We start from the raw sequence: 18,880 nt of genomic DNA on the forward strand, positions 1-18,880 counted from the left end.
GATACTTTTTCTGATCTCGACTGGCAAATGGGGAGAAGCACCTTTCCGTCCTGTTCATAGGCTCATTCATCCATGCTTGCTGCACGCCACCTGCGCCCGGATCGTCAGTTCAAACCAGTTGTTCGCAGTGCGTTGCTAAGCCTTGTCCTGATCGGTGTGTTTTGCCCGTTTGCCTTGGCTGGCGTGCCTGTGCAGCTGGACGCTGTCGCGGTTCGCGTCTACAACATTCCCGCCGGGCCGCTGGGTGCGACCCTGTCGAGTTTTGCCGTGGACGCTGGTATTGCCTTGTCGTTCCAGCCCTCGTTGACCGAAGGCCTGAACAGTCCTGCGCTGATCGGCAAGTTCTCTACGCAAGAGGCGGTCAATCGCTTGCTGGAGGGCAGTGGTCTGGACATGGTCTTGCGCAGTGACGGCAGCTACACGCTGGTGCCGCGCCGGGTAACGCTGGATGAAACCGCCGTGATCGGCACCGACAAGCGCAGCGATGCCCTGCCAGACGTCTATGCCGGTGGTCAGGTGGCCAACGGAGGACGTCTGGGCATTCTTGGCAATACCGATGTGATGGACGCGCCATTCAGCGTCAGCACTTACACTTCGGCGCTGATCAAGGATCAACAAGCCGTCACCGTCGGCGATGTGCTTGAACGTGATTCTTCGGTGCGTTCCACCGGCCAGACCGGGGGGATCGTCGATTCATTCTTCATTCGTGGCTTCCCCGTCGGCGAAGGCAACCTCGGTGAACTGGCCTTCGACGGCGTTTACGGTGTAGCGCCCAACTATCGGGTTTTTACCGAATACGCCGAACGCATCGAACTGGTCAAAGGCCCCGGCGCCCTGCTCTATGGCATGTCACCCAACAACGCGGTGGGCGGCGTGATCAACGTGGTGCCCAAGCGCTCTCTCGATGAAGACCTGACCCGCTTCACCGCCAGTTACGCCATGGATTCCCAGGCCGGTGGCCATCTCGACGTCAGTCGGCGTTTCGGCGAAGAACGCCGCTTCGGTGTGCGCTTCAACGGCAGCACGCAGTTGGGCAACACGGCGATCGACGATCAATCGCGCCACGTCGACATCGGCGCGATCTCCCTCGACTATCAGGGCGAACGCCTGCGCACGACCTTCGACTGGCTCAACCAGAAAGAAAGCTTCGACGCGGCTTCGCGGCCGTTCCTGATTGCCTCGGGCGTGGAGATTCCTTCCGCCGCCAACGGCCGTACCAACGTCAGTCAGGACTGGGGCTGGTCGACCACCCGAGACAAGTCTGCGCTGCTCAGCGGCGAATACGACCTCAGCGATGCGTTGACGGTGTTCGCCCATGCCGGCGGCGGCAAATCGGATGTCGCGCGGATGTCCGATCAAACGCCGACCATTATCAATGCCGCTGGCGACACCTCGTCGATCCCCGGTTACTACAAGTTCGAAGTCGAGCGTTACACCGTTGATGCCGGTGCGCGGCTGCGCTTCGATACCGGGCCGATCAGTCACCGCACCACCGTGCAAGTCAGTCGCTATCGCGATGTGTTGTCGCGCGGGATCATTTCCGGCGCATCGATCCTGTCGAACATTTATCACCCGGTGGATCGCCCGCAACCTTACATCCCCAAGCCGGATACGCCGAAAGTCTCGGAGAGCGAACTGACTGGCGTGGCGCTGGCCGACACGCTGTCGATTCTCGACGACCGCGCCCAGGTAACCCTGGGCTTGCGCAAACAGAACATCAAATCCGACAACTACAACGCCGCCGGCGTGGTGACCACGTCCTACGACGACGGCCGGACGACACCGTTGTTCGGCGCTGTGATCAAGCCTTGGGATCACGTTTCGTTCTACTACAACTACCTCGAAGGCTTGAGCAAGGGCGACATCGCGCCGTCCACCGCGTCCAACGCTGGCGAGATCTTTGCCCCTTATGTTTCCCGCCAGCACGAACTCGGGGTCAAGGCCGACTACGGCACGTTTACCTCCACCATCAGCCTGTTTCAGATCACCAAACCCAGCGGCGAACTGGCCTCCGGAGTGTTCTCGGTGCAGGGCGAACAACGCAATCGCGGGCTGGAGCTGAACGTGTTCGGCGAAGTCACGCCGGGCACTCGCCTGCTTGGTGGCGTGACCTTGCTCAATGCCGAACTGACGAAAACAGGCGTGGCCGCCAACCGCGGCAACAAACCGGTCGGCGTGCCCGAGGTTCAGGCCAACCTCTGGGCCGAATGGGACACCTCGTGGGTCGAGGGCCTGACGCTGACCGGTGGCGCGATCCACACCGGCAGCCAGTACGTGAACCAGGCCAACACACAAAAACTCGATGACTGGACGCGCTACGACGTCGGCGCCCGCTACAGCACACGCATCGATGATCGACCGACCACATTTCGCGCCACCGTGCAGAACGTGTTCGACCACGAGTACTGGTCGGGCGTCGCCTCCTACGGGGCGTTTTCCCAAGGCTCACCGCGCACCTTATTACTGTCGGCGACTGTCGATTTCTGAAACGTTCAGTCGGCCAGCGGTGTGAGCCGTTGGCCGAACTGACCTTTGCAAAGGCTTTGACCATGGTGATTTTCGATCGACGCAGCCTCGCCTTGGCTGCGCTGTTACTGGCAGGACTGCTGAGCCTGTTGACGCTGGCGCCGAGCAATGCAAACGCCACCGAAGTGGATACGGCGCGCACCGAAGTGACCGATCTGCTCGGGCGCAAGGTCAAGGTGCATCTGCCGGTTAGAAGAGTCATCCTCGGTGAAGGCCGGCAGCTGTATCTGGTCGCCGCGCTGGACACACAAAACCCGATCGAACGCATCGTCGGCTGGCGCAAGGACCTGATCCAGTCCGACCCGGACACCTACAACGCCTACCGGCGCAAATTCCCCGGCATTGCCAAAATCCCGACCTTCGGCGGCTTTGAAGACGGCACCTTCGACATCGAGCAAGCGATCTCGCAGCGCCCGGATGTGATCGTCCTCAACATCGAGGCACAGCATGCCACCGAAGACGCGCGCTATATCGAGAAGCTCGACGCGTTGGGCATCCCCGTGGTGTACGTCGACTTTCGTAACAACCCGATGCAGAACACCGAACCGACCATGCGCCTGTTCGGCAAACTGTTCGGTAAAGAACAACGCGCGGAGGCCTTCATTGATTTTCGCAACCAGCAGATTCACCGCGTCACCGACGTCATCGAGAAACAACATCCACAGCGCCCGAGCGTGTTCATCGAGCGCATTGGCGGCTACACCGACGATTGCTGCCTGAGCTTCGGCAATGAAAATTTCGGCCTGTTCGTCGACATGGCCGGCGGCAACAATATTGCCCGGCGGATCATCCCGACCACGTTCGGCCAGTTGAATCCCGAGCAGGTCATCGTCGCCAATCCGGCGCACGTGGTGATCACCACGGCCAACTGGGAAGCCTTTGCGCCCGGTGGCCATTGGGTCGGTGTCGGTCCCGGTGCGAACATGACCGAGGCGCGAAAAAAACTCGCGTGGTACACCCGGCGTCCGGCCTACGCCGGGATCAAGGCTCAGGAGACGCAAGCCTTTCATGCCATCTGGCATCAGTTCTACAACAGCCCTTACCAGTTCGTGGCCATTCAGCAATTGGCCAAATGGTTTCACCCGGAGTTGTTTGCCGATCTCGACCCTGACGCTTCCTTCCGCGAATTGCATGAGCGCTTCCTGCCCGTTCCGTATGAGCCGGGCTACTTCGTCAGCCTGCGTAATCCTGAGGTCAAACCATGAGTTCGTTGACCGACACCGTCGAGGTGCAGCGCGAAACCTACCGGCGACTGGTGCTGCGTAAACGCCTGATCCTCGCTGGGCTGGTGATTCTGTTGCTGTGCAGCGTATTGCTCGATCTGGCACTGGGCCCGGCGAGTTACAGTTTCAGCGAAGTGCTCGGCGCCCTGTTCTCGCCGGAGAGTGCTTCGCCACAAGTGCGCGTGGTGATGTGGGATATTCGTTTGCCGGTGGCGCTGATGGCCGTGGCCGTGGGCGCGGCGTTGTCGCTGGCCGGCGCGCAGATGCAGACCATCCTCAACAACCCGTTGGCCAGTCCGTTCACCTTGGGCATTTCCGCCGCCGCCAGTTTCGGCGCAGCATTGGGCCTGGCCTTCGGTGTGGCGTTGTTCCCGCTGGCGGCGCAATTCATGGTGCCGCTCAACGCCTTCATCATGGCCATGCTTTCGGCGCTGTTGATTCACTTTCTGAGCATGCGCCGTGGCGTCACTGCCGAAACCATCGTGCTGCTCGGCATCGCATTGGTGTTCACCTTCAATGCGCTGCTGGCGCTGGTGCAGTTCTTCGCCACCGAGCAAGCCGTCGCCGCCGTGGTGTTCTGGACCATGGGCAGCCTGACCAAAGCCACGTGGCCGAAACTCGGGGTGATCTGCCTGGTGATCCTCATCACCCTGCCGATTTTCGCCAGACGCGCCTGGGCCTTGACCGCCCTGCGCCTGGGCGACGACAAGGCTGCCAGTTTCGGCATCAACGTGCGCAGCTTGCGCTTCCAGACGCTGATCATGGTCAGCCTGCTCGCCTCGTTTCCCGTGGCGTTCGTCGGCACCATCGGTTTCATCGGTCTGGTCGGGCCGCACATCGCGCGCATGCTGATCGGTGAAGACCAGCGCTTCTTTTTGCCGGCCTCTTTGCTCACCGGCTCATTGATTCTTTCGGCCAGTTCGGTGGTCAGCAAAACCCTGATCCCCGGCGCCATTTTCCCCATCGGCGTGGTCACCTCGCTGATCGGCGTGCCGTTCTTCATTTCTCTGATTCTCGGCGGGAAGAAAAACTCATGGTGAAGCTGCAACTGGAGAATCTCGGCGCCCGCTACGGTCAGCGCGAAATAATTCGCGGTGTCTCGACGGCGACGTTTTTTGGCGGTCAGGTGGTTGCCGTGGTCGGGCCCAATGCGGCCGGTAAATCGACGTTATTCAAGCGCATGGCCGGACTGATCGATGGCCCCGGTCAGGTGATTTTGCAGGACTCGAAAAAAGGCCCGACCGGTATCAGCTACATGCCGCAAGGCCTGAATGCCAGTGCACGATTGACGGTGTACGAATCCGTGCTGCTGGCGCGCAAGCAACTGACGCCGGGCTGGGTGGTCCACGATGATGAGCTGAAACTGGTCGACGAGATTCTCGCCGCGCTAGGCATCACCGGGCTGTCGTTCCGTAACCTTGGTGAACTCAGCGGCGGTCAGCAGCAGTTGGTCTCCATCGCGCAGACCCTGGTGCGTGAACCGGAAATCCTGCTGATGGACGAACCGACCAGCGCCCTCGATATGCATCGACAAGTGCAAGTGCTGAACTTCATGCGCAGCCTGGCGCGCAAGCGTGAAGTGATTGTGTTCATTGCCATCCATGACCTGAATCAGGCGTTGCGCTTCGCCGATCAGGTGCTGGTGATTGCCGATGGTACGGCGCAGGGCAGCGGCCCAAGCAGTGAAGTGATCACCGAACAGATGCTGCGCAACGTCTACAAGGTCCAGGCGCGGATCGAGCAGTGCAGCAAAGGGCTGTCGCATATCCTGATCGACGATATCGTCTGATCTGCGGCGATCACGGATCGACTTGCGCCATCAGCTCGGGCACCGATTCCGGGCGCTTGGCGTAGCGCTGAGCGAGCACAGCGCAGACCATCAACTGAATCTGATGGAACAGCATCAGCGGCAGAATCAGCACGCCAATCGTGCTACCGGCAAACAACACCTGCGCCATCGGCACCCCGGTGGCCAGGCTCTTTTTCGAACCGCAGAACAGAATGGTGATGCGGTCTTCCTGGCTGAAGCCGAATGCCTTGCCCAGCAGCGTCGACGCCAGCAGCACCAGCGCCAGCAGAATGCAGCAGACCACCACCAATCCCAGCAGATCAACGACCGGAATCTGATGCCAGATGCCTTCGTTGACCGCCTCGCTGAATGCGCCGTAGACGACCAGCAAAATCGAACCCTGATCAACGAACTTCAGCCAGTTCTTGTTGCGCCCCACCCACGCGCCGATCCAGCGACGGGCGATCTGCCCGGCAATGAATGGCAGGAGCAATTGCACGCTGATTTTCAGGATCGCCTCCAGCGTAGAACCGCCATCACCGTGGACATCGAGCAGCAACGTCACCAGCAACGGCGTGAGGAAAATCCCGAACAGGCTCGATGCCGCCGCGCTGCAGATCGCCGCCGGAATATTGCCCCGCGCCAGCGAGGTGAAGGCGATCGCCGACTGCACCGTGGCCGGCAGTGCACACAGGTAAAGCATGCCCATGTACAGCTTGTCGCCGATCAGCGGTGACAGCAGCGGTTTCAATGCCAGGCCCAGTAACGGGAAAAGCACAAACGTCAAACCGAACACCAGCAGATGCAGGCGCCAGTGACCGGCGCCGGCAATAATCGATTCGCGGGACAGTTTGGCGCCATGCAGGAAAAACAGCAGCGCGATGGCAATGTTGGTCAGCCAGCCGAAGCCGACGGCGACCTGGCCGCTGGCCGGCAGGAAACTGGCCAGCAGCACGACGCCGATCAGCGTCAGGGTGAAGTTATCGGGCAAAAAACGTGGGCGAGTCATGGTCGGTTCATCCGGGGGTTGCCAGTGCGTGCTGACGACTCTAACGTGACTGCCAACTACCGACTAACGCCGAAGAGCCACAAGATGCCGCCTAAAGGACATGACAAGAGCGTTCGCCGCAGCATTCCCGGGCTGCCCAGCCTGCCGCGTCCACTCTACGGCCGTACCGAATCGCTGCCCAATCGCGCCCTGACCCGGCGCCACAGCCACCCGTGGGTGCAGTTGTCCTACGCGATTCAGGGTGTGCTGGAAATCCAGACCAGCGTCGGCCGCTTCGTCGCGCCGCCGGAGCGCGCCGTGTGGATCCCGGCGGGCGTGCCGCATCGGGTGTTCAGCTCGCCGCACACGGAAATGCGCAGCCTCTACATCGATTGCAGCGTCGCCGGATGGGCGCTCGAGCGCTGTCATGTGCTCGGCGTCAGCGATCTGCTCAGGGAACTGATCCGCGCGTTCAGTCAGGTTCCGGTGGAATACGACCAGAGCGGCCCGCATGGACGCCTCGCCCAGGTCATCCTCGATCAACTGGCCGAAGCGCCGCAGATCGACCTGATGCTGCCGTTGCCGCAAGACGCGCGCTTGAAGCAGATCTACCAGAGCCTGGAACACCATCCGGAACAGCAAACCACGCTGAGCCACTGGAGCGAGAAGTTCGGCGTCACCGAAAAGACCCTCACCCGCCTGTTTCTGCGCGATACCGGCCTGACCTTCCGCGCCTGGCGCCAGCGCCTGCGCCTGCTCGGCGCGCTGACGCCCCTGGAAAAAGGTGAACGGGTAACCGATGTCGCGCTGGCTTGCGGGTATGACTCGACGTCGGCGTTTATTGCGGCGTTTCGACAGCAGTTTGGGGAGACGCCGGGGGAGTTTTTTCGCTGATCAACGATCCGCCAGTTCTTCCAGCAAGTCCGCTGACGGTACGAAATACAAACTGCCAGTGACCGCAGTACTGAAATCCAGCAACTTGTCGTAGTTGCCCGGTGGTATGCCGACAAACATGTTTTCCAGCATCTGCTCCATCGGCTCGGGCGAACGCGCGTAGCCGATGAAGAAGGTACCGAACTCCCCTGCTCCCGGCCGGCCGAACGGCATGTTGTCGCGGAGGATCTTTACTTCTTCCCCGGCTGCGTTGGTGATGGTGGTCAGCGCACTGTGTGAATTGCTCGGTTTGACCGCGTCATCCAGTTCGATATCGGACAGTTTCGTGCGACCGATCACCCGCTCCTGCGCTTCGACACTCAAGCCGTTCCACGCGGTCATGTTGTGCAGGTACTTCTGCACCAGCACGTAGCTACCGCCGCTGAAATCCGGGTCTTCATCACCGACGATAGTGAAGTTGACCGCTTTGCGCCCGACCGGGTTTTCCGTGCCGTCGACAAATCCGATGATGCTGCGCATGTCGAAATAGCGGAAACCCTGAACCTCGTCGACCACGGTCACCGCATCGCCGAGAACCGCCATGATTTGCGTGGCCAGCTCGAAACACAGGTCCATTTGATCCGCGCGAATGTGCAGCAGGAGATCGCCCGGGGTTGCCGGAGCGTGCCGCCCTTCCCCGCCAAATTCGCGAAAACCGTGCAGCGATGCTGGCCGTGGATGACCGAACAGGCGATCCCAAGCATTCGAGGAAAAGCCGCAGATGCACGTCAGATTGCCGGTCGGGACGCGCTTGCCAACCGAGCGCACCAGCCCGGCGACATCGGCGCACCAGTCTTTGACGGTTTGCGCGGCTTCCGGCCCGGCATTCAGCGTCGCGACGATGAATATTGCGCTGCTGGTGATCGGGCTGCACACCGCTTGAGGTTCGAGAATGTCGGTATTCATCGCTGAAAACATTGCTCCGTAAAAAGTGCCCGAGCTGTGAACGAGGGCTGATACTTCGTTTTTAACGAACTGTTGCGCAGAAATAAACGATTTTTCTTTGCCGCAAACTCGTCGCTAGCATGGCCCCGTCTGACCCCAATCCAAATAATAGACAGGGAGCGTGACATGCCAGCCACCAATATCAATATCGGCGAACCGTGGATGTGGGGCGCCTTCATCGTCTTCGTGCTTGCGATGCTGGCATTGGACCTGTTTGTCTTCGGTGGGCGCAAGGCGCATCGGGTGTCGGTTCGCGAAGCCTTGTCCTGGGTCATCGCCTGGTGCTTGCTGGCACTGAGTTTTGCCGCCCTGCTCTGGTGGTATCTGCACGGTGCGTTCGGCGCGGAAATCGCCCGCGAGAAAACCCTCGAATTCCTCACCGGTTATCTGATCGAACAATCGCTGTCGATCGATAACATGTTCGTCTTCGTGATGATCTTCAGCTACTTCGCCGTGCCGCCGGAGCTGCAGCGGCGCGTACTGCTGTACGGCGTGCTCGGGGCGATCGTGATGCGCGCGGTGATGATTTTTGCCGGGGTGTGGCTGGTGTCGCAGTTCGAATGGCTGCTGTATGCGTTCGGTGTGTTTTTGATCTTCACCGGGATCAAGATGCTGGTGTTTGCCGAGCACCAGCCGGACCTGGACAAGAATCCGTTGCTGCGCTGGGTGCGCAGTCACATGCGCATCACCAGCAGCTTTCATGGCGAACGCTTTTTCGTCCTGCAGAACGGCGTGCGCTGGGCCACGCCGATGTTTCTGGTGTTGGTGCTGATCGAGGCCAGTGACTTGATGTTCGCGGTCGACAGCATCCCGGCGATCTTCGCCGTGACCACTGACCCGTTCATTGTCTTCACTTCGAATATCTTCGCGATCATGGGCCTGCGTGCGCTGTATTTCCTGCTGGCGGACATGGCCGACCGTTTTCATCTGCTCAAGTATGGGCTGGCGATTGTGCTGGTGTTTATCGGTGGGAAGATGGTGTTGATGCCGTGGCTGCACATGCCGGTGGAGTGGTCGTTGGCGGTGGTGTGTGGGGTGATTCTGGGGTCGGTGTTGTTGAGCCTGGTGGTCACCCGAGAAAGCGAACGCAGCACTGAATGACACCCTACATAAACCTGTGGGAGCGAGCTTGCTCGCGAAGGCGTCGGACCAGTCAACATCGACGTTGAATGACACTCCGCTTTCGCGAGCAGGCTCGCTCCCACATTTGGATTGCGGTGATGATTACTTATCGGACTTGATACTGGTCCATACGCGAGTCCGCACACGCTCAAGTTTCTGCGGCAATGGCTGCACGACGTAGAGGTTTTTCAGCGCTTCAGGTGTCGGCGTCAGGTTCGGGTTGCCGGTGATTTCCTTGTTGATCAGTGGCATCGAATCCTTGTTCGCATTCGGGTAACCAAGGAAATCGCTGATCGGCGCGATCACTTTCGGATCGAGCAAGGTGTTGAGGAACTCGTGGGCCTCGGCGACGTTTTTCGCGCTCTTCGGAATGGCGAAGGTGTCGAACCAGATCGGCGCGCCTTCCTTCGGCAAGCGCCAGTCGACCACCACACCATTGCCGGCTTCTTTGGCGCGGTTGCCGAACTGATAGAAGCTGCCGGAGTAACCGATGGCCACGCAGATGTCGCCGTTGGCGATGTCGGTCATGTACTTGGCCGAGTTGAAATAGGTCACGTACGGACGAACCTTGAGCATCAACTCCTTGGCTTTTTCATAGTCGGCAGGGTTCTGGCTGTTCGGGTCGAGGCCCAGATAATGCAGAGCCAGGGGGAGGATTTCCGTCGGCGAATCGAGCATCGCCACGCCGCAGGATTTTAGTTTTTCCATGTTCTCCGGTTTGAACACCAGATCCCAGCTGTCCACCGGCGCGTTGTCGCCCAGTGCAGCCTTGACCTTGGCCGGGTTGAAGCCGATCAGCACGGTACCGACCATGTAAGGCACGCCGTACTGGTTGCCCGGGTCGTTCTTGCCCAGCAGTTTCAACAGCTCCGGATCCTGGTGGCTCCAGTTCGGCAGTTTCGACTTGTCGAGTTTCTGAAAGACGCCAGCCTTGATCTGCGTTTCAAGGAACTGGTTCGACGGCACCACCAGATCGTAACCGGAGTTGCCGGTCAGCAGTTTGGCTTCCAGGGATTCGTTGGTGTCGAAGGTGTCCCAGGTCACTTTGATGCCGCTTTTTGCAGCGAAATCCTTGGGCACAGACGGCAGGATGTAGTCCGCCCAGTTGTACACGCGCAGTTCGCGTTGCTCAGCCTGGACGGCGCCGGCCAACAGCGTCAGCCCGCACACAGTGGCACCCAAAATGCGTTTCATCGTGACCATGGTTGTTCCCCAAAAGGCAGCGTGAGTTCGATGGTTTTTATGTTCTGTACACGGCAGCGGCTGTAAAGGTAGCCAAGGGTAAAAAGGGGCGAGCGTCTTGTTGTGGTTTTGATTCTTGCTGACAGCGTAGCTGGAGCACAGTGGGGGATGGGCCAAAAGGGGATCGATGTGGCCAATTTGATTGACCGTCGGGATGCGTAAACGACAATGCCCGGCATTTGGCCGGGCATTGTCGGGTAACGGATCAGCTCAGTCGGTGTAACCCAATCTCGCCGCCCTGCTCTGCTGAGTCTGGCCGCGTGTCGCCAGGCAGTAATACAAAGGAACGGTGACCACCAGGCCGACCAGCCAGGACAAGTCCGCGCCGTCAACTAGATTGGCGTAAGGCCCGACATACAGCGACGTGTTGGCGAACGGCAGTTGCACGAGGATGCCAATGAAGTAAGCAATGATCGCGTGCAGATTAAAGCGCCCGTAAACCCCGCCATCAGCGCGGAAGATCGAGGTGATGTCGTAGCAGCCGCGTTTGATCAGGTAGAAGTCGATCAGGTTGATTGACGCCCACGGCACCAGCACCAGCAGCAGCGCCAGAATCAAACCGATGAACTCGGAAATGAAGTCCGCCGACGCACCGAGTGCGACCACGCAGCAACCGGCGAGCACCACGCTCGACAACACCACGCGCACCTTGATGCTCGGCGTCCATTGGCTGGCAAACGTCTGAATCGAGGTGATGATCGACAGCACCGCGCCATACAGATTCAGCGCGTTATGGCTGATGATATTCAGCAGAAACAACACCATCAGAATCGGCCCTAGCCAACCGGTCGATTGCTTGACCGCGACCATCGCTTCGGTGCCTTCCGGGGTCGCCAACACGGCAACGGCACCGAAGCTGAACGACAGAATCGTCCCCAGCGTCGCGCCCAGATAAGTCGCCCAGAACGGCTTGGCGATGCCGATATCCGCCGGCAAGTATCGCGAGTAATCGGACACGTACGGCGAGAAACTGATCTGCCAGATAATCCCCAGCGACACCGTCGCCAGCCAGCCGGACAGGTTGAAACTGCCGCGAGTGAGAAAGTCTGCCGGCAAGTCATGGGCAAAGATATAGATGAACCCGGCCAGCAACGCGCTGCCCATCACCCAGGTGCCGATGCGGTTCAGCGTGTGAATGAAGTTGTAGCCGATCACGCCGATCGCCGTGGCCGCCAGTGCGCCGATCAGAATGCTCAACGGCGCCGGCACCGACGGCGCAATGCCGACGATGGATTTACCGGCCAGCACGATGTTGGAAATGAAGAAACCGATGTAGATGATCGCCGCGAAAAACACGATCAACAGCGCGCCATAACGGCCGAACTGGCCGCGACTCTGGACCATCTGCGGAATGCCCATGCGCGGACCTTGAGCCGACGCCAGTGCGATCACCACGCCGCCGATCATGTGCCCCAGCGCAATCGCCAACAGCCCCCAGAGCAGATCGAGATGGAACACCTGAACCACCATGGCGCCGGTGACGATGGGCAGTGGCGCAATGTTGGTGCTGAACCAAAGGGTGAATAGGTCGCGGGCCTTCCCGTGGCGTTCCGCGAGTGGGACGTAGTCGACCGTATGGTTCTCGATCAACTGATCTTGCCGGGACATCTGGGACATATGCATGAACTCGAGTTTGTCTGTTCTTATCGTTGTATGAAGCCAAACCGGGGGGACTCTCTGGCCGTCCCTCAGATGCAGACCATATTATGGTATTCCAAACAATTCACAAGACTGATCCGTAGTTTTCGGTGCTATCTGATACGCCATCGTCGCTGAAACCGCGGCTTGCAGACCAGCCACAAGCCCCGTAAACGCTGAGTTTCCGACGAACGCGGCACGTTTATCGGTTCAGCTTAAAAGCCCTTGCAAAGATCGAATACTGGTATACCATCAGACCAACAAACACATAAAAACAGCAGCACCACACCCGAGGACCGACCAATGATCGATGCCGCCATCTACAAACAAGTCATGGGCTCGTTCCCGTCCGGCGTAACCGTTATCACCACGCTGGACGATGACGGGCAGATCGTCGGCCTGACCGCCAGTGCGTTCAGCTCGCTGTCGATGGACCCGGCGCTGGTGCTGTTCTGCCCCAACTACAGTTCCGATTCCTACCCGGTGCTGATCAAGAACAAACGCTTTGCCATCCACGTTCTGTCCGGCGGCCAGCAAAACGAAGCCTACGCCTTCGCCCGCAAAGGCAAGGACAAGGCGCAAGGCATCGAATGGACCTTGAGCGAACTGGGTAACCCGATCCTCGCCAACGCGACGGCTATCATCGAATGTGAGCTGTGGCGCGAATACGAAGGCGGCGACCACGCCATCATGGTCGGCGCGGTGAAGAACCTGATCGTCCCCGAGCAAATCGCCGGGCCGCTGGTGTACTGCCACGGCAAGATGGGCGCCCTGCCCGTCGTGGCCTGATCAAAACCTCCAGCCCTATGCAAATCAAATGTGGGAGCGAGCCTGCTCGCGAAGGCAGTGTTACAGGCCACGCAGCAAGCGACTGACACAGCGCGATCGCGAACCGCTCACTCCCACCGATTTTTGTAGCCTCAACAACAAAAGATCCGAGGAAGCGTCATGAAATTTTCCCTGTTCATCCACATGGAACGCTGGGACGAAAGCGTCAGCCACCGCCAACTGTTCGAAGACCTCACCGAACTGACCCTGATGGCCGAGGCCGGCGGTTTCAGCACCGTGTGGATTGGCGAACACCACGCGATGGAATACACCATCTCGCCAAGCCCGATGCCATTGCTCGCCTACCTCGCCGCCAAAACCACCACCATTCACCTCGGCGCCGGCACCATCATCGCGCCGTTCTGGCACCCGCTGCGGGTCGCCGGTGAATGCGCGTTGCTCGACGTGATCAGCAACGGGCGCATGGAAGTCGGCCTGGCCCGTGGCGCCTATCAGGTTGAATTCGATCGCATGGCCGGCGGCATGCCTGCCTCCAGCGGTGGCCAGGCACTGCGCGAAATGGTCCCGGTGGTCCGCGCCCTGTGGCAAGGCGACTACGCCCACGACGGCGACATCTGGAAATTCCCCACCTCCACCAGCGTGCCAAAACCGATCCAGCAGCCAAACCCGCCAATGTGGATCGCCGCCCGCGACCCGGATTCGCACAACTTCGCGGTGGCCAACGGCTGCAACGTAATGGTCACGCCGCTGATGAAGGGCGACGAAGAAGTCCTCGACCTGAAGAACAAGTTCCAGACCGCGCTGGACAACAACCCCGACGTGCCACGCCCGCAACTGATGGTGCTGCGTCACACCCACGTGCACACCGCTGATGACCCGGACGGCTGGAAAGTCGGCGCGAAAGCCATCTCTCGGTTCTATCGCACCTTCGATGCGTGGTTCGGCAACAAGCAGACACCGGTCAATGGCTTCCTCGCACCGAGCCCGGAAGAGAAGTTTGCCGGGCGTCCGGAGTTTGAACTGGAGAGTTTGCACAAGACGGCGATGATCGGTACGCCGGAAGAGATCATTCCGCGGATCAAGTACTACCAGGAACTGGGGGTGGATGAGTTCAGCTTCTGGTGTGACAACAGCTTGCCGCATGAGGAGAAGAAGAAGTCGTTGGAGCTGTTTATCAAGCATGTGGTGCCGGCGTTTCGGTAAGTATTCTGCTGATTGAGCTTGACCCATGAAACGCCCCGACAGTGTTCGGGGCGTTTTATTTTTTGGCTATCGGCAAGACACTACGACTCCCGGAATCGACCAGATCCCGGCCTCCCTTAAGGCGAGTGAAAGTCATCTGGGACGGCGCTATCAAAGCAGCGACCTCAGAGAAAGACGCGAGCTCTCATTGTGGCGACTGGGCCTCGAGTATTGGCGTAGATGCATAGAGTTCGGAGGCAGCGGAGACTGGGAAACATTGGAGAAAACTCTGCGTGATGAGGTGCATCATCAGGCGCACAGCCTGGAGTAGGTTTGTGGGGATCCCTCAGGCTCTGCTCCCATTCGAGTCAGGAAGCGTTTGATAATAAGAAAAACTAACCAGCTCCCTTTACTTCAGCGGCCCCAACACGTCATTAGTGAAAAACCGTGTACTCTCATCCGAGGCTGGCTCCATTCCAAAGTAGCAATTACCAAACTCGAATTCCTTGGCCACTTCCTTCGAGAACGCAAAAAAAAGCACCAACACCATCGACATCCGCCAACCCGTCATCATCCTCATCAAAACTAATATCAAGATCAAAACCACCTTGATACTTAAGAATTCGAATGAGTGCCGAGTTTACGCTCACATCTATAAACTTCAAACTTCGAACATTGATAAGTACACTCACTACGCCATTGAAATCAAGTGCGGCGTCGACCGCATCAAGCTCAAGTTTCCCATTATTCCAGACTGAAAAAACCTCTGAACACTCAGCACTAACTACGGAGGCCGCGTTAGTAATAACTGTTTCTAACAAGGACAACACCACATTCTGCTTGACGTTCTCAAATACGATTTCTAATAGCCCAGCCATGGTGCCCTCCTTCAATCAATGAATCCTTTAAATGTGCCGTCCACATTCAATCTTACGCCTCGACCATCCGCCAGCCTTTTCTCAAGGAAGGTATGGCCTTTATCCGTCGTGACAGGCACAAAGTTTCCGGGGGCACGGGTAATTTCACGTAAATGCATCATTGCCTGCTCGTTCCACGTTTTCATTGAACCTGTGACTTTCCCCCATATATCCGCGTGGTCTGCCCCCATTTATCCCGCTCTTTTTGAGCTCAATTGGGCAGTTGTTAAGTAAACACCGTTCAGATCCGACTTTTTATACAACTAATAGCGAATCCATTTCCCTGTAGGTATCAATTCCGGGCTATTAGGATCAACCAAATAGAGCCATTCCGGATCATGCCCTAATGTACCTACCAAAACACCTAACGCGTTTGGGTTCGCTGGTGTATCCGCGTAGTGCACTATTCCAATATAGCTTCCTATACCGCAGGAACTTTGCAATCGAAAACGCAAAGAGCCATCAGCATTGTAAATCGCCGCATTATTAGGACAGTCAAAAAACCAAGGAAATCCAGGCGTACTAAATTTTGAAGGTTTCTCATTAAAAACCACCAAAACCCCTCTTCTGTCTTCAAGAATATAGGGCGTCTCACCGATTTGAAGGCGTATTTCAACGCCACTTTCAAGAGCCAGATATTGTTCTAATCGTACGACTGGGTGCTCTTGCGCATATAGCATATTTTTTTTTGTGTCTTCGAAACTGGTAGAGGTTCCGTTCCAGCTGACAAACGACTCGGAGAGCGCTCCATCATCGCACTCCCACCTCGTTCTAATTTCGCTGATCAACTGATTCACTGCAATGTCCTCACCGACTTCATATTAACTTCATAAAGCTCTTGGATTAGTTCGGGGAGTCTTATCCATAAAATTAGCCTGATGACCACATCCCGGCAACCGAATCCCATTTTTTGCGTCCCACATATCACCCACGTTCCCCTCACGAAGCCCCACACCAGGTTTAATGGGAGTATTCCGGCAGAACAGCGGACCTACAATATCAAGAGGAGTCATGCGGCTCACAAAAAAGGGGCGAATTCATCGAATTGAATTCGCCCCTTTTTTGCATTGGTCATGAGTCAAAAACTAACCCTGAACCGGGCTTTTTCGATTCCTGCGCATTTGCTTGAGATTGAAGCGCAGTTTGCGCATCCCGTGAGCAATACGCGGAAACAGCAATGTCCAGCGAGGATGCAGGACCACTCCGCAATCACGGCTGTCCTGTCGGGTCATCGAAGTGATCTGTTGCGGCAACGGCACACCGTACTTGATGCACTTGGTGATCAGTGCATCAACATTGCGTTCCATGAAACTCAGCGCAACGTCCCGTCCAGCATTGAACGACCTAACGTGTTTCTTCAACGCTGCCAGGGTGTCGCGGTACGCGGCATAACTGCCCATCACGTACTCGACATCTTTATGGCTCTGCGTAAGCGAACCGCTCCTGACCCGTTGAAAGTAAAAATCCGCCGAGGTGGCAAAAGTAGCGTGGCTGTGCAGATAGATGTTCATGCTGAACACATGATCCTCATGAGCTCGCCCTTCCAACCGAACCGCGAAACGCTCGCACACCGAGCGCTTGAAAATGTACTGCCACGTTGCAGCGTGATACTTGCCGGACAAGATCAGATCCTCAAGCAAGTCACGTCCGGCGTCGAACCAACCATTGCGGCTGGCCGCGGTGTTGCGCCGCAACAGCTGCTTCTCGCCGTTGACTTCGGTGTACGAACGCTTGGAGAAATAAAACAACTCAAGCGCGGCATTGGACTGCACCTGCTCCACCAACGTCGAAAACATCTCTGGGCTGACCACATCGTCGGGGTCGCAAAAGAACACATACTCCCCGCTCGCCAATGCCAAACCATTGCGCCGTGCAGCACCAACACCCTGATTATCCTGGGTGACGACTTTGACTTCCGCACGATGGTCGAACCCTGACGTAATGACGTCAAGCGTGCCGTCGGTCGAGCCATCGTTGATCAAGATGATTTCGTGCAACGGCACGGGTTGATTAATCAGCGAATCAAGGGTTTCGGCGATGTAGGATTCAACGTTGTACGTGGGGATGATGACGGAAATTTTCGGGACTGACACGTTGTTGAACACCTGTGACGACGGCGTATGCCGATAGACGGGAATTTGTGAGGCAAGGTTGACGTGCACAGGGCGAACGAAGGCACGTTTTCAACGCACTGAGGCAGAGCGATGCCAATATGATGGCACATGATAATGGCCGATGGTTAAGGCGTCAAAGGGAGACGACCGCAGTAACGAACTAACACAACTCATCAGTGATGTCAGGCGGCGAGAATGGATAGAGGGCAGTGCTTGAACGAGCGCTCTGTGTAAAAATCGGATGGCCTGCATGGGTTCGGTTTCTTGTATTTGTGTGGTCAAACCAAGTTGCCGATTCATGCAGGTCTCTTCAATATTCCAACTTCTTGATTTTCCGTAAGAAAAATTGGGGATTCCTCAAGGTCTGCCCCATTTATTCATCCCCATTCGGGTAAAACGGGGACAGACCACGTTTTCGGAATTTTTTCTAAACGTGGTCTGTCCCAATTTATCTAGCCGAGGTACATCAACAGGCGCAGGCGCAGGTGTAGGATTAGTTTGTGGGGATCCCTCAGGGTCTGTCCCCCTTTACCCTTGTAGGCGGTTTTTGGTACTTGGGGCAGCTCTCGCGCTCATGAACGCTTTCATAAACAGGAAATGAGCGCCCCGCAAGAGGGATCGATGCTCTTAGCAAATAGGCTGTGCCTGAAGCGTCAATTCGAGACCAGTCGACCAGGATCAAAGGATGCTTCAACGAACTCAGCAATACCCGAAGCATTACCCAATAGAACGATGGGCGCTCTGATCTCAAGCGTTAATTGCCCAGCAAGCGATCCACGCGCTTGATCGAATGCTTGGGGTAAGCACGCCCCTTCATGAAGCGCCCAAGAGCAGTCAGTGTCAGGCGACGTCCATGCAGTAACGAACTGACACAACTCATTAGTGATGTCAGGCGGCGAGAATGGATAGAGGGCAGTGCTTGAGCGAGCGCTCTGTGTAAAAATCGGATGGCCTGCATGGGTTAGGTTTCTTGTATTTGTGTGGTGCAAACCAAGTTGCCGACTCATGCAGGTCTCTTCAATATTCCAACTTCTTGATTTTCTGTAAGAAAAAATCGGGGATTCCCCAGGGTCTGTACATTTATCACTCGCTCTCTACTCAAGCCCTCCTAACTGATTGAAATGGGACAAATTCCATGTCGAGTTGTGAGAACATAGGATTCAAGACCATTTTCCTCAGGAATTATCTCAAGCAACTTACGATCATCAAACGTTATTACCAACTTTTCTCCTTTTTCTAAACCCGCCTCTTTCACACGACGATTCAATAGTTCAAAAAGGACGACAGCACTATGAAGATGTTCGCCGTGCCCATATTTCAACGCCCCCTCATCACCGCAGGCGAAGGGGCACTGAATCAGCACTGACACACTATTATCAAAAATCAGAACAAACGATCCTATTCCGACAATCACGCCTGTAAGAATTGCTGATTTAAACTCAGCCAAATCTCTCTGTTCAATCATTATTACC

The 18,880-nt window shown here is 57.2% G+C and carries 17 protein-coding genes and 2 pseudogenes; 9 read left to right on the plus strand and 10 right to left on the minus strand.

Annotated features, from left to right (window positions below; genetic code table 11):
* The first annotated feature begins 72 nt into the window (after nt 1-72).
* The 4 genes from L8H52_RS06560 (at nt 73) to L8H52_RS06575 (ending at nt 5,538) form a co-directional block, all read left to right on the plus strand.
* Nucleotides 73-2,487 (plus strand): TonB-dependent receptor, encoded by a 2,415-nt coding sequence (locus L8H52_RS06560; protein ID WP_242206171.1) that lies wholly within the window; start codon nt 73-75, stop codon nt 2,485-2,487.
* Between the two features lie 62 nt (nt 2,488-2,549).
* Nucleotides 2,550-3,731: an ABC transporter substrate-binding protein gene (locus L8H52_RS06565; protein ID WP_242206569.1), complete on the plus strand. Its 1,182-nt coding sequence runs from the start codon at nt 2,550-2,552 to the stop codon at nt 3,729-3,731.
* Nucleotides 3,728-4,789, plus strand: coding sequence for an iron ABC transporter permease (locus tag L8H52_RS06570; RefSeq protein WP_242206174.1), 1,062 nt, complete (start codon nt 3,728-3,730; stop codon nt 4,787-4,789). The genes L8H52_RS06565 and L8H52_RS06570 overlap by 4 nt, the downstream gene beginning before the upstream one ends.
* The gene (locus tag L8H52_RS06575) at nt 4,783-5,538 is read left to right on the plus strand and encodes an ABC transporter ATP-binding protein (protein WP_242206176.1); all 756 of its coding nucleotides are present in this window, start codon (nt 4,783-4,785) and stop codon (nt 5,536-5,538) included. The genes L8H52_RS06570 and L8H52_RS06575 overlap by 7 nt, the downstream gene beginning before the upstream one ends.
* A 10-nt stretch (nt 5,539-5,548) precedes the next feature.
* On the opposite strand, the gene L8H52_RS06580 is transcribed toward L8H52_RS06575, so the two are convergent.
* Entirely contained in the window at nt 5,549-6,547 is a 999-nt protein-coding gene (locus L8H52_RS06580) for a bile acid:sodium symporter family protein (RefSeq protein WP_242206177.1), read from the minus strand.
* An 84-nt stretch (nt 6,548-6,631) separates the two neighbouring features.
* On the opposite strand from L8H52_RS06580, the gene L8H52_RS06585 reads away from it, so the two are divergent.
* A complete protein-coding gene (locus tag L8H52_RS06585; protein ID WP_038368029.1) occupies nt 6,632-7,420 on the plus strand; it encodes a helix-turn-helix transcriptional regulator in 789 nt (262 codons plus the stop codon).
* Here the strand turns inward: L8H52_RS06585 and L8H52_RS06590 are convergent, their stop codons facing one another.
* Complete coding sequence (locus tag L8H52_RS06590; RefSeq protein WP_242206179.1) at nt 7,421-8,365, minus strand: Dyp-type peroxidase; 945 nt, start codon at nt 8,363-8,365, stop codon at nt 7,421-7,423.
* A 165-nt stretch (nt 8,366-8,530) separates the two neighbouring features.
* Here L8H52_RS06590 and L8H52_RS06595 point away from each other — a divergent pair, with 165 nt between their 5' ends.
* Nucleotides 8,531-9,505: a TerC family protein gene (locus L8H52_RS06595; RefSeq protein ID WP_242206182.1), complete on the plus strand. Its 975-nt coding sequence runs from the start codon at nt 8,531-8,533 to the stop codon at nt 9,503-9,505.
* A pseudogene (locus L8H52_RS06600) lies at nt 9,498-9,608 on the plus strand (metal ABC transporter ATP-binding protein); the annotation flags it as partial. The gene L8H52_RS06595 and the pseudogene L8H52_RS06600, both read left to right, overlap by 8 nt.
* A 20-nt stretch (nt 9,609-9,628) precedes the next feature.
* Here L8H52_RS06600 and L8H52_RS06605 read toward each other — a convergent pair.
* Both L8H52_RS06605 and L8H52_RS06610 read right to left on the minus strand, forming a co-directional pair.
* The gene (locus L8H52_RS06605) at nt 9,629-10,729 is read right to left on the minus strand and encodes a polyamine ABC transporter substrate-binding protein (RefSeq protein ID WP_242206184.1); all 1,101 of its coding nucleotides are present in this window, start codon (nt 10,727-10,729) and stop codon (nt 9,629-9,631) included.
* Between the two features lie 249 nt (nt 10,730-10,978).
* Complete coding sequence (locus tag L8H52_RS06610) at nt 10,979-12,385, minus strand: cytosine permease (RefSeq protein WP_242206185.1); 1,407 nt, start codon at nt 12,383-12,385, stop codon at nt 10,979-10,981.
* A gap of 324 nt (nt 12,386-12,709) precedes the next feature.
* Between L8H52_RS06610 and L8H52_RS06615 the strand changes: the two genes are divergently transcribed.
* Together L8H52_RS06615 and L8H52_RS06620 are read left to right on the plus strand one after the other, a co-directional pair.
* On the plus strand, nt 12,710-13,195 hold the full coding sequence (locus L8H52_RS06615) for a flavin reductase family protein (protein WP_242206188.1): 486 nt from the start codon (nt 12,710-12,712) through the stop codon (nt 13,193-13,195).
* Nucleotides 13,196-13,354: 159 nt separating this feature from the next.
* The gene (locus tag L8H52_RS06620; protein WP_038368014.1) at nt 13,355-14,398 is read left to right on the plus strand and encodes an LLM class flavin-dependent oxidoreductase; all 1,044 of its coding nucleotides are present in this window, start codon (nt 13,355-13,357) and stop codon (nt 14,396-14,398) included.
* A 467-nt stretch (nt 14,399-14,865) separates the two neighbouring features.
* Here L8H52_RS06620 and L8H52_RS06625 read toward each other — a convergent pair whose 3' ends face one another.
* The 6 genes and pseudogenes from L8H52_RS06625 to L8H52_RS06650 all read right to left on the minus strand — a co-directional run bounded on the left by L8H52_RS06625 (nt 14,866) and on the right by L8H52_RS06650 (nt 18,873).
* Entirely contained in the window at nt 14,866-15,255 is a 390-nt protein-coding gene (locus tag L8H52_RS06625; protein ID WP_242206189.1) for a hypothetical protein, read from the minus strand.
* A gap of 11 nt (nt 15,256-15,266) precedes the next feature.
* Complete coding sequence (locus L8H52_RS06630; protein WP_242206190.1) at nt 15,267-15,485, minus strand: hypothetical protein; 219 nt, start codon at nt 15,483-15,485, stop codon at nt 15,267-15,269.
* A 72-nt stretch (nt 15,486-15,557) separates the two neighbouring features.
* Nucleotides 15,558-16,091, minus strand: coding sequence for a hypothetical protein (locus L8H52_RS06635; RefSeq protein WP_242206192.1), 534 nt, complete (start codon nt 16,089-16,091; stop codon nt 15,558-15,560).
* A 288-nt stretch (nt 16,092-16,379) separates the two neighbouring features.
* Nucleotides 16,380-17,387, minus strand: a complete 1,008-nt coding sequence (locus tag L8H52_RS06640; RefSeq protein ID WP_242206194.1) for a glycosyltransferase family 2 protein — start codon at nt 17,385-17,387, stop codon at nt 16,380-16,382.
* A 565-nt stretch (nt 17,388-17,952) separates the two neighbouring features.
* Nucleotides 17,953-18,366, minus strand: a pseudogene (locus tag L8H52_RS06645) (IS4 family transposase); the annotation flags it as partial.
* A 150-nt stretch (nt 18,367-18,516) separates the two neighbouring features.
* Nucleotides 18,517-18,873: a hypothetical protein gene (locus L8H52_RS06650; protein WP_242206196.1), complete on the minus strand. Its 357-nt coding sequence runs from the start codon at nt 18,871-18,873 to the stop codon at nt 18,517-18,519.
* Between the last annotated feature and the right edge of the window lie 7 nt (nt 18,874-18,880).

It is taken from the genome of Pseudomonas sp. CROZ-RG-20F-R04-15, from assembly GCF_022662375.1.
Taxonomy (GTDB): Bacteria; Pseudomonadota; Gammaproteobacteria; order Pseudomonadales; family Pseudomonadaceae; genus Aquipseudomonas.

Bases quoted from the DNA above. Each gene is read 5' to 3' on its own strand.
- L8H52_RS06560 (WP_242206171.1), top strand. From the start codon at position 73: ATGCTTGCTGCACGCCACCTGCGCCCGGATCGTCAGTTCAAACCAGTT.
- L8H52_RS06565 (WP_242206569.1), top strand. From the start codon at position 2,550: ATGGTGATTTTCGATCGACGCAGCCTCGCCTTGGCTGCGCTGTTACTG.
- L8H52_RS06570 (WP_242206174.1), top strand. From the start codon at position 3,728: ATGAGTTCGTTGACCGACACCGTCGAGGTGCAGCGCGAAACCTACCGG.
- L8H52_RS06575 (WP_242206176.1), top strand. From the start codon at position 4,783: ATGGTGAAGCTGCAACTGGAGAATCTCGGCGCCCGCTACGGTCAGCGC.
- L8H52_RS06580 (WP_242206177.1), bottom strand. From the start codon at position 6,547: ATGACTCGCCCACGTTTTTTGCCCGATAACTTCACCCTGACGCTGATC.
- L8H52_RS06585 (WP_038368029.1), top strand. From the start codon at position 6,632: ATGCCGCCTAAAGGACATGACAAGAGCGTTCGCCGCAGCATTCCCGGG.
- L8H52_RS06590 (WP_242206179.1), bottom strand. From the start codon at position 8,365: ATGAATACCGACATTCTCGAACCTCAAGCGGTGTGCAGCCCGATCACC.
- L8H52_RS06595 (WP_242206182.1), top strand. From the start codon at position 8,531: ATGCCAGCCACCAATATCAATATCGGCGAACCGTGGATGTGGGGCGCC.
- L8H52_RS06605 (WP_242206184.1), bottom strand. From the start codon at position 10,729: ATGGTCACGATGAAACGCATTTTGGGTGCCACTGTGTGCGGGCTGACG.
- L8H52_RS06610 (WP_242206185.1), bottom strand. From the start codon at position 12,385: ATGTCCCAGATGTCCCGGCAAGATCAGTTGATCGAGAACCATACGGTC.
- L8H52_RS06615 (WP_242206188.1), top strand. From the start codon at position 12,710: ATGATCGATGCCGCCATCTACAAACAAGTCATGGGCTCGTTCCCGTCC.
- L8H52_RS06620 (WP_038368014.1), top strand. From the start codon at position 13,355: ATGAAATTTTCCCTGTTCATCCACATGGAACGCTGGGACGAAAGCGTC.
- L8H52_RS06625 (WP_242206189.1), bottom strand. From the start codon at position 15,255: ATGGCTGGGCTATTAGAAATCGTATTTGAGAACGTCAAGCAGAATGTG.
- L8H52_RS06630 (WP_242206190.1), bottom strand. From the start codon at position 15,485: ATGGGGGCAGACCACGCGGATATATGGGGGAAAGTCACAGGTTCAATG.
- L8H52_RS06650 (WP_242206196.1), bottom strand. From the start codon at position 18,873: ATGATTGAACAGAGAGATTTGGCTGAGTTTAAATCAGCAATTCTTACA.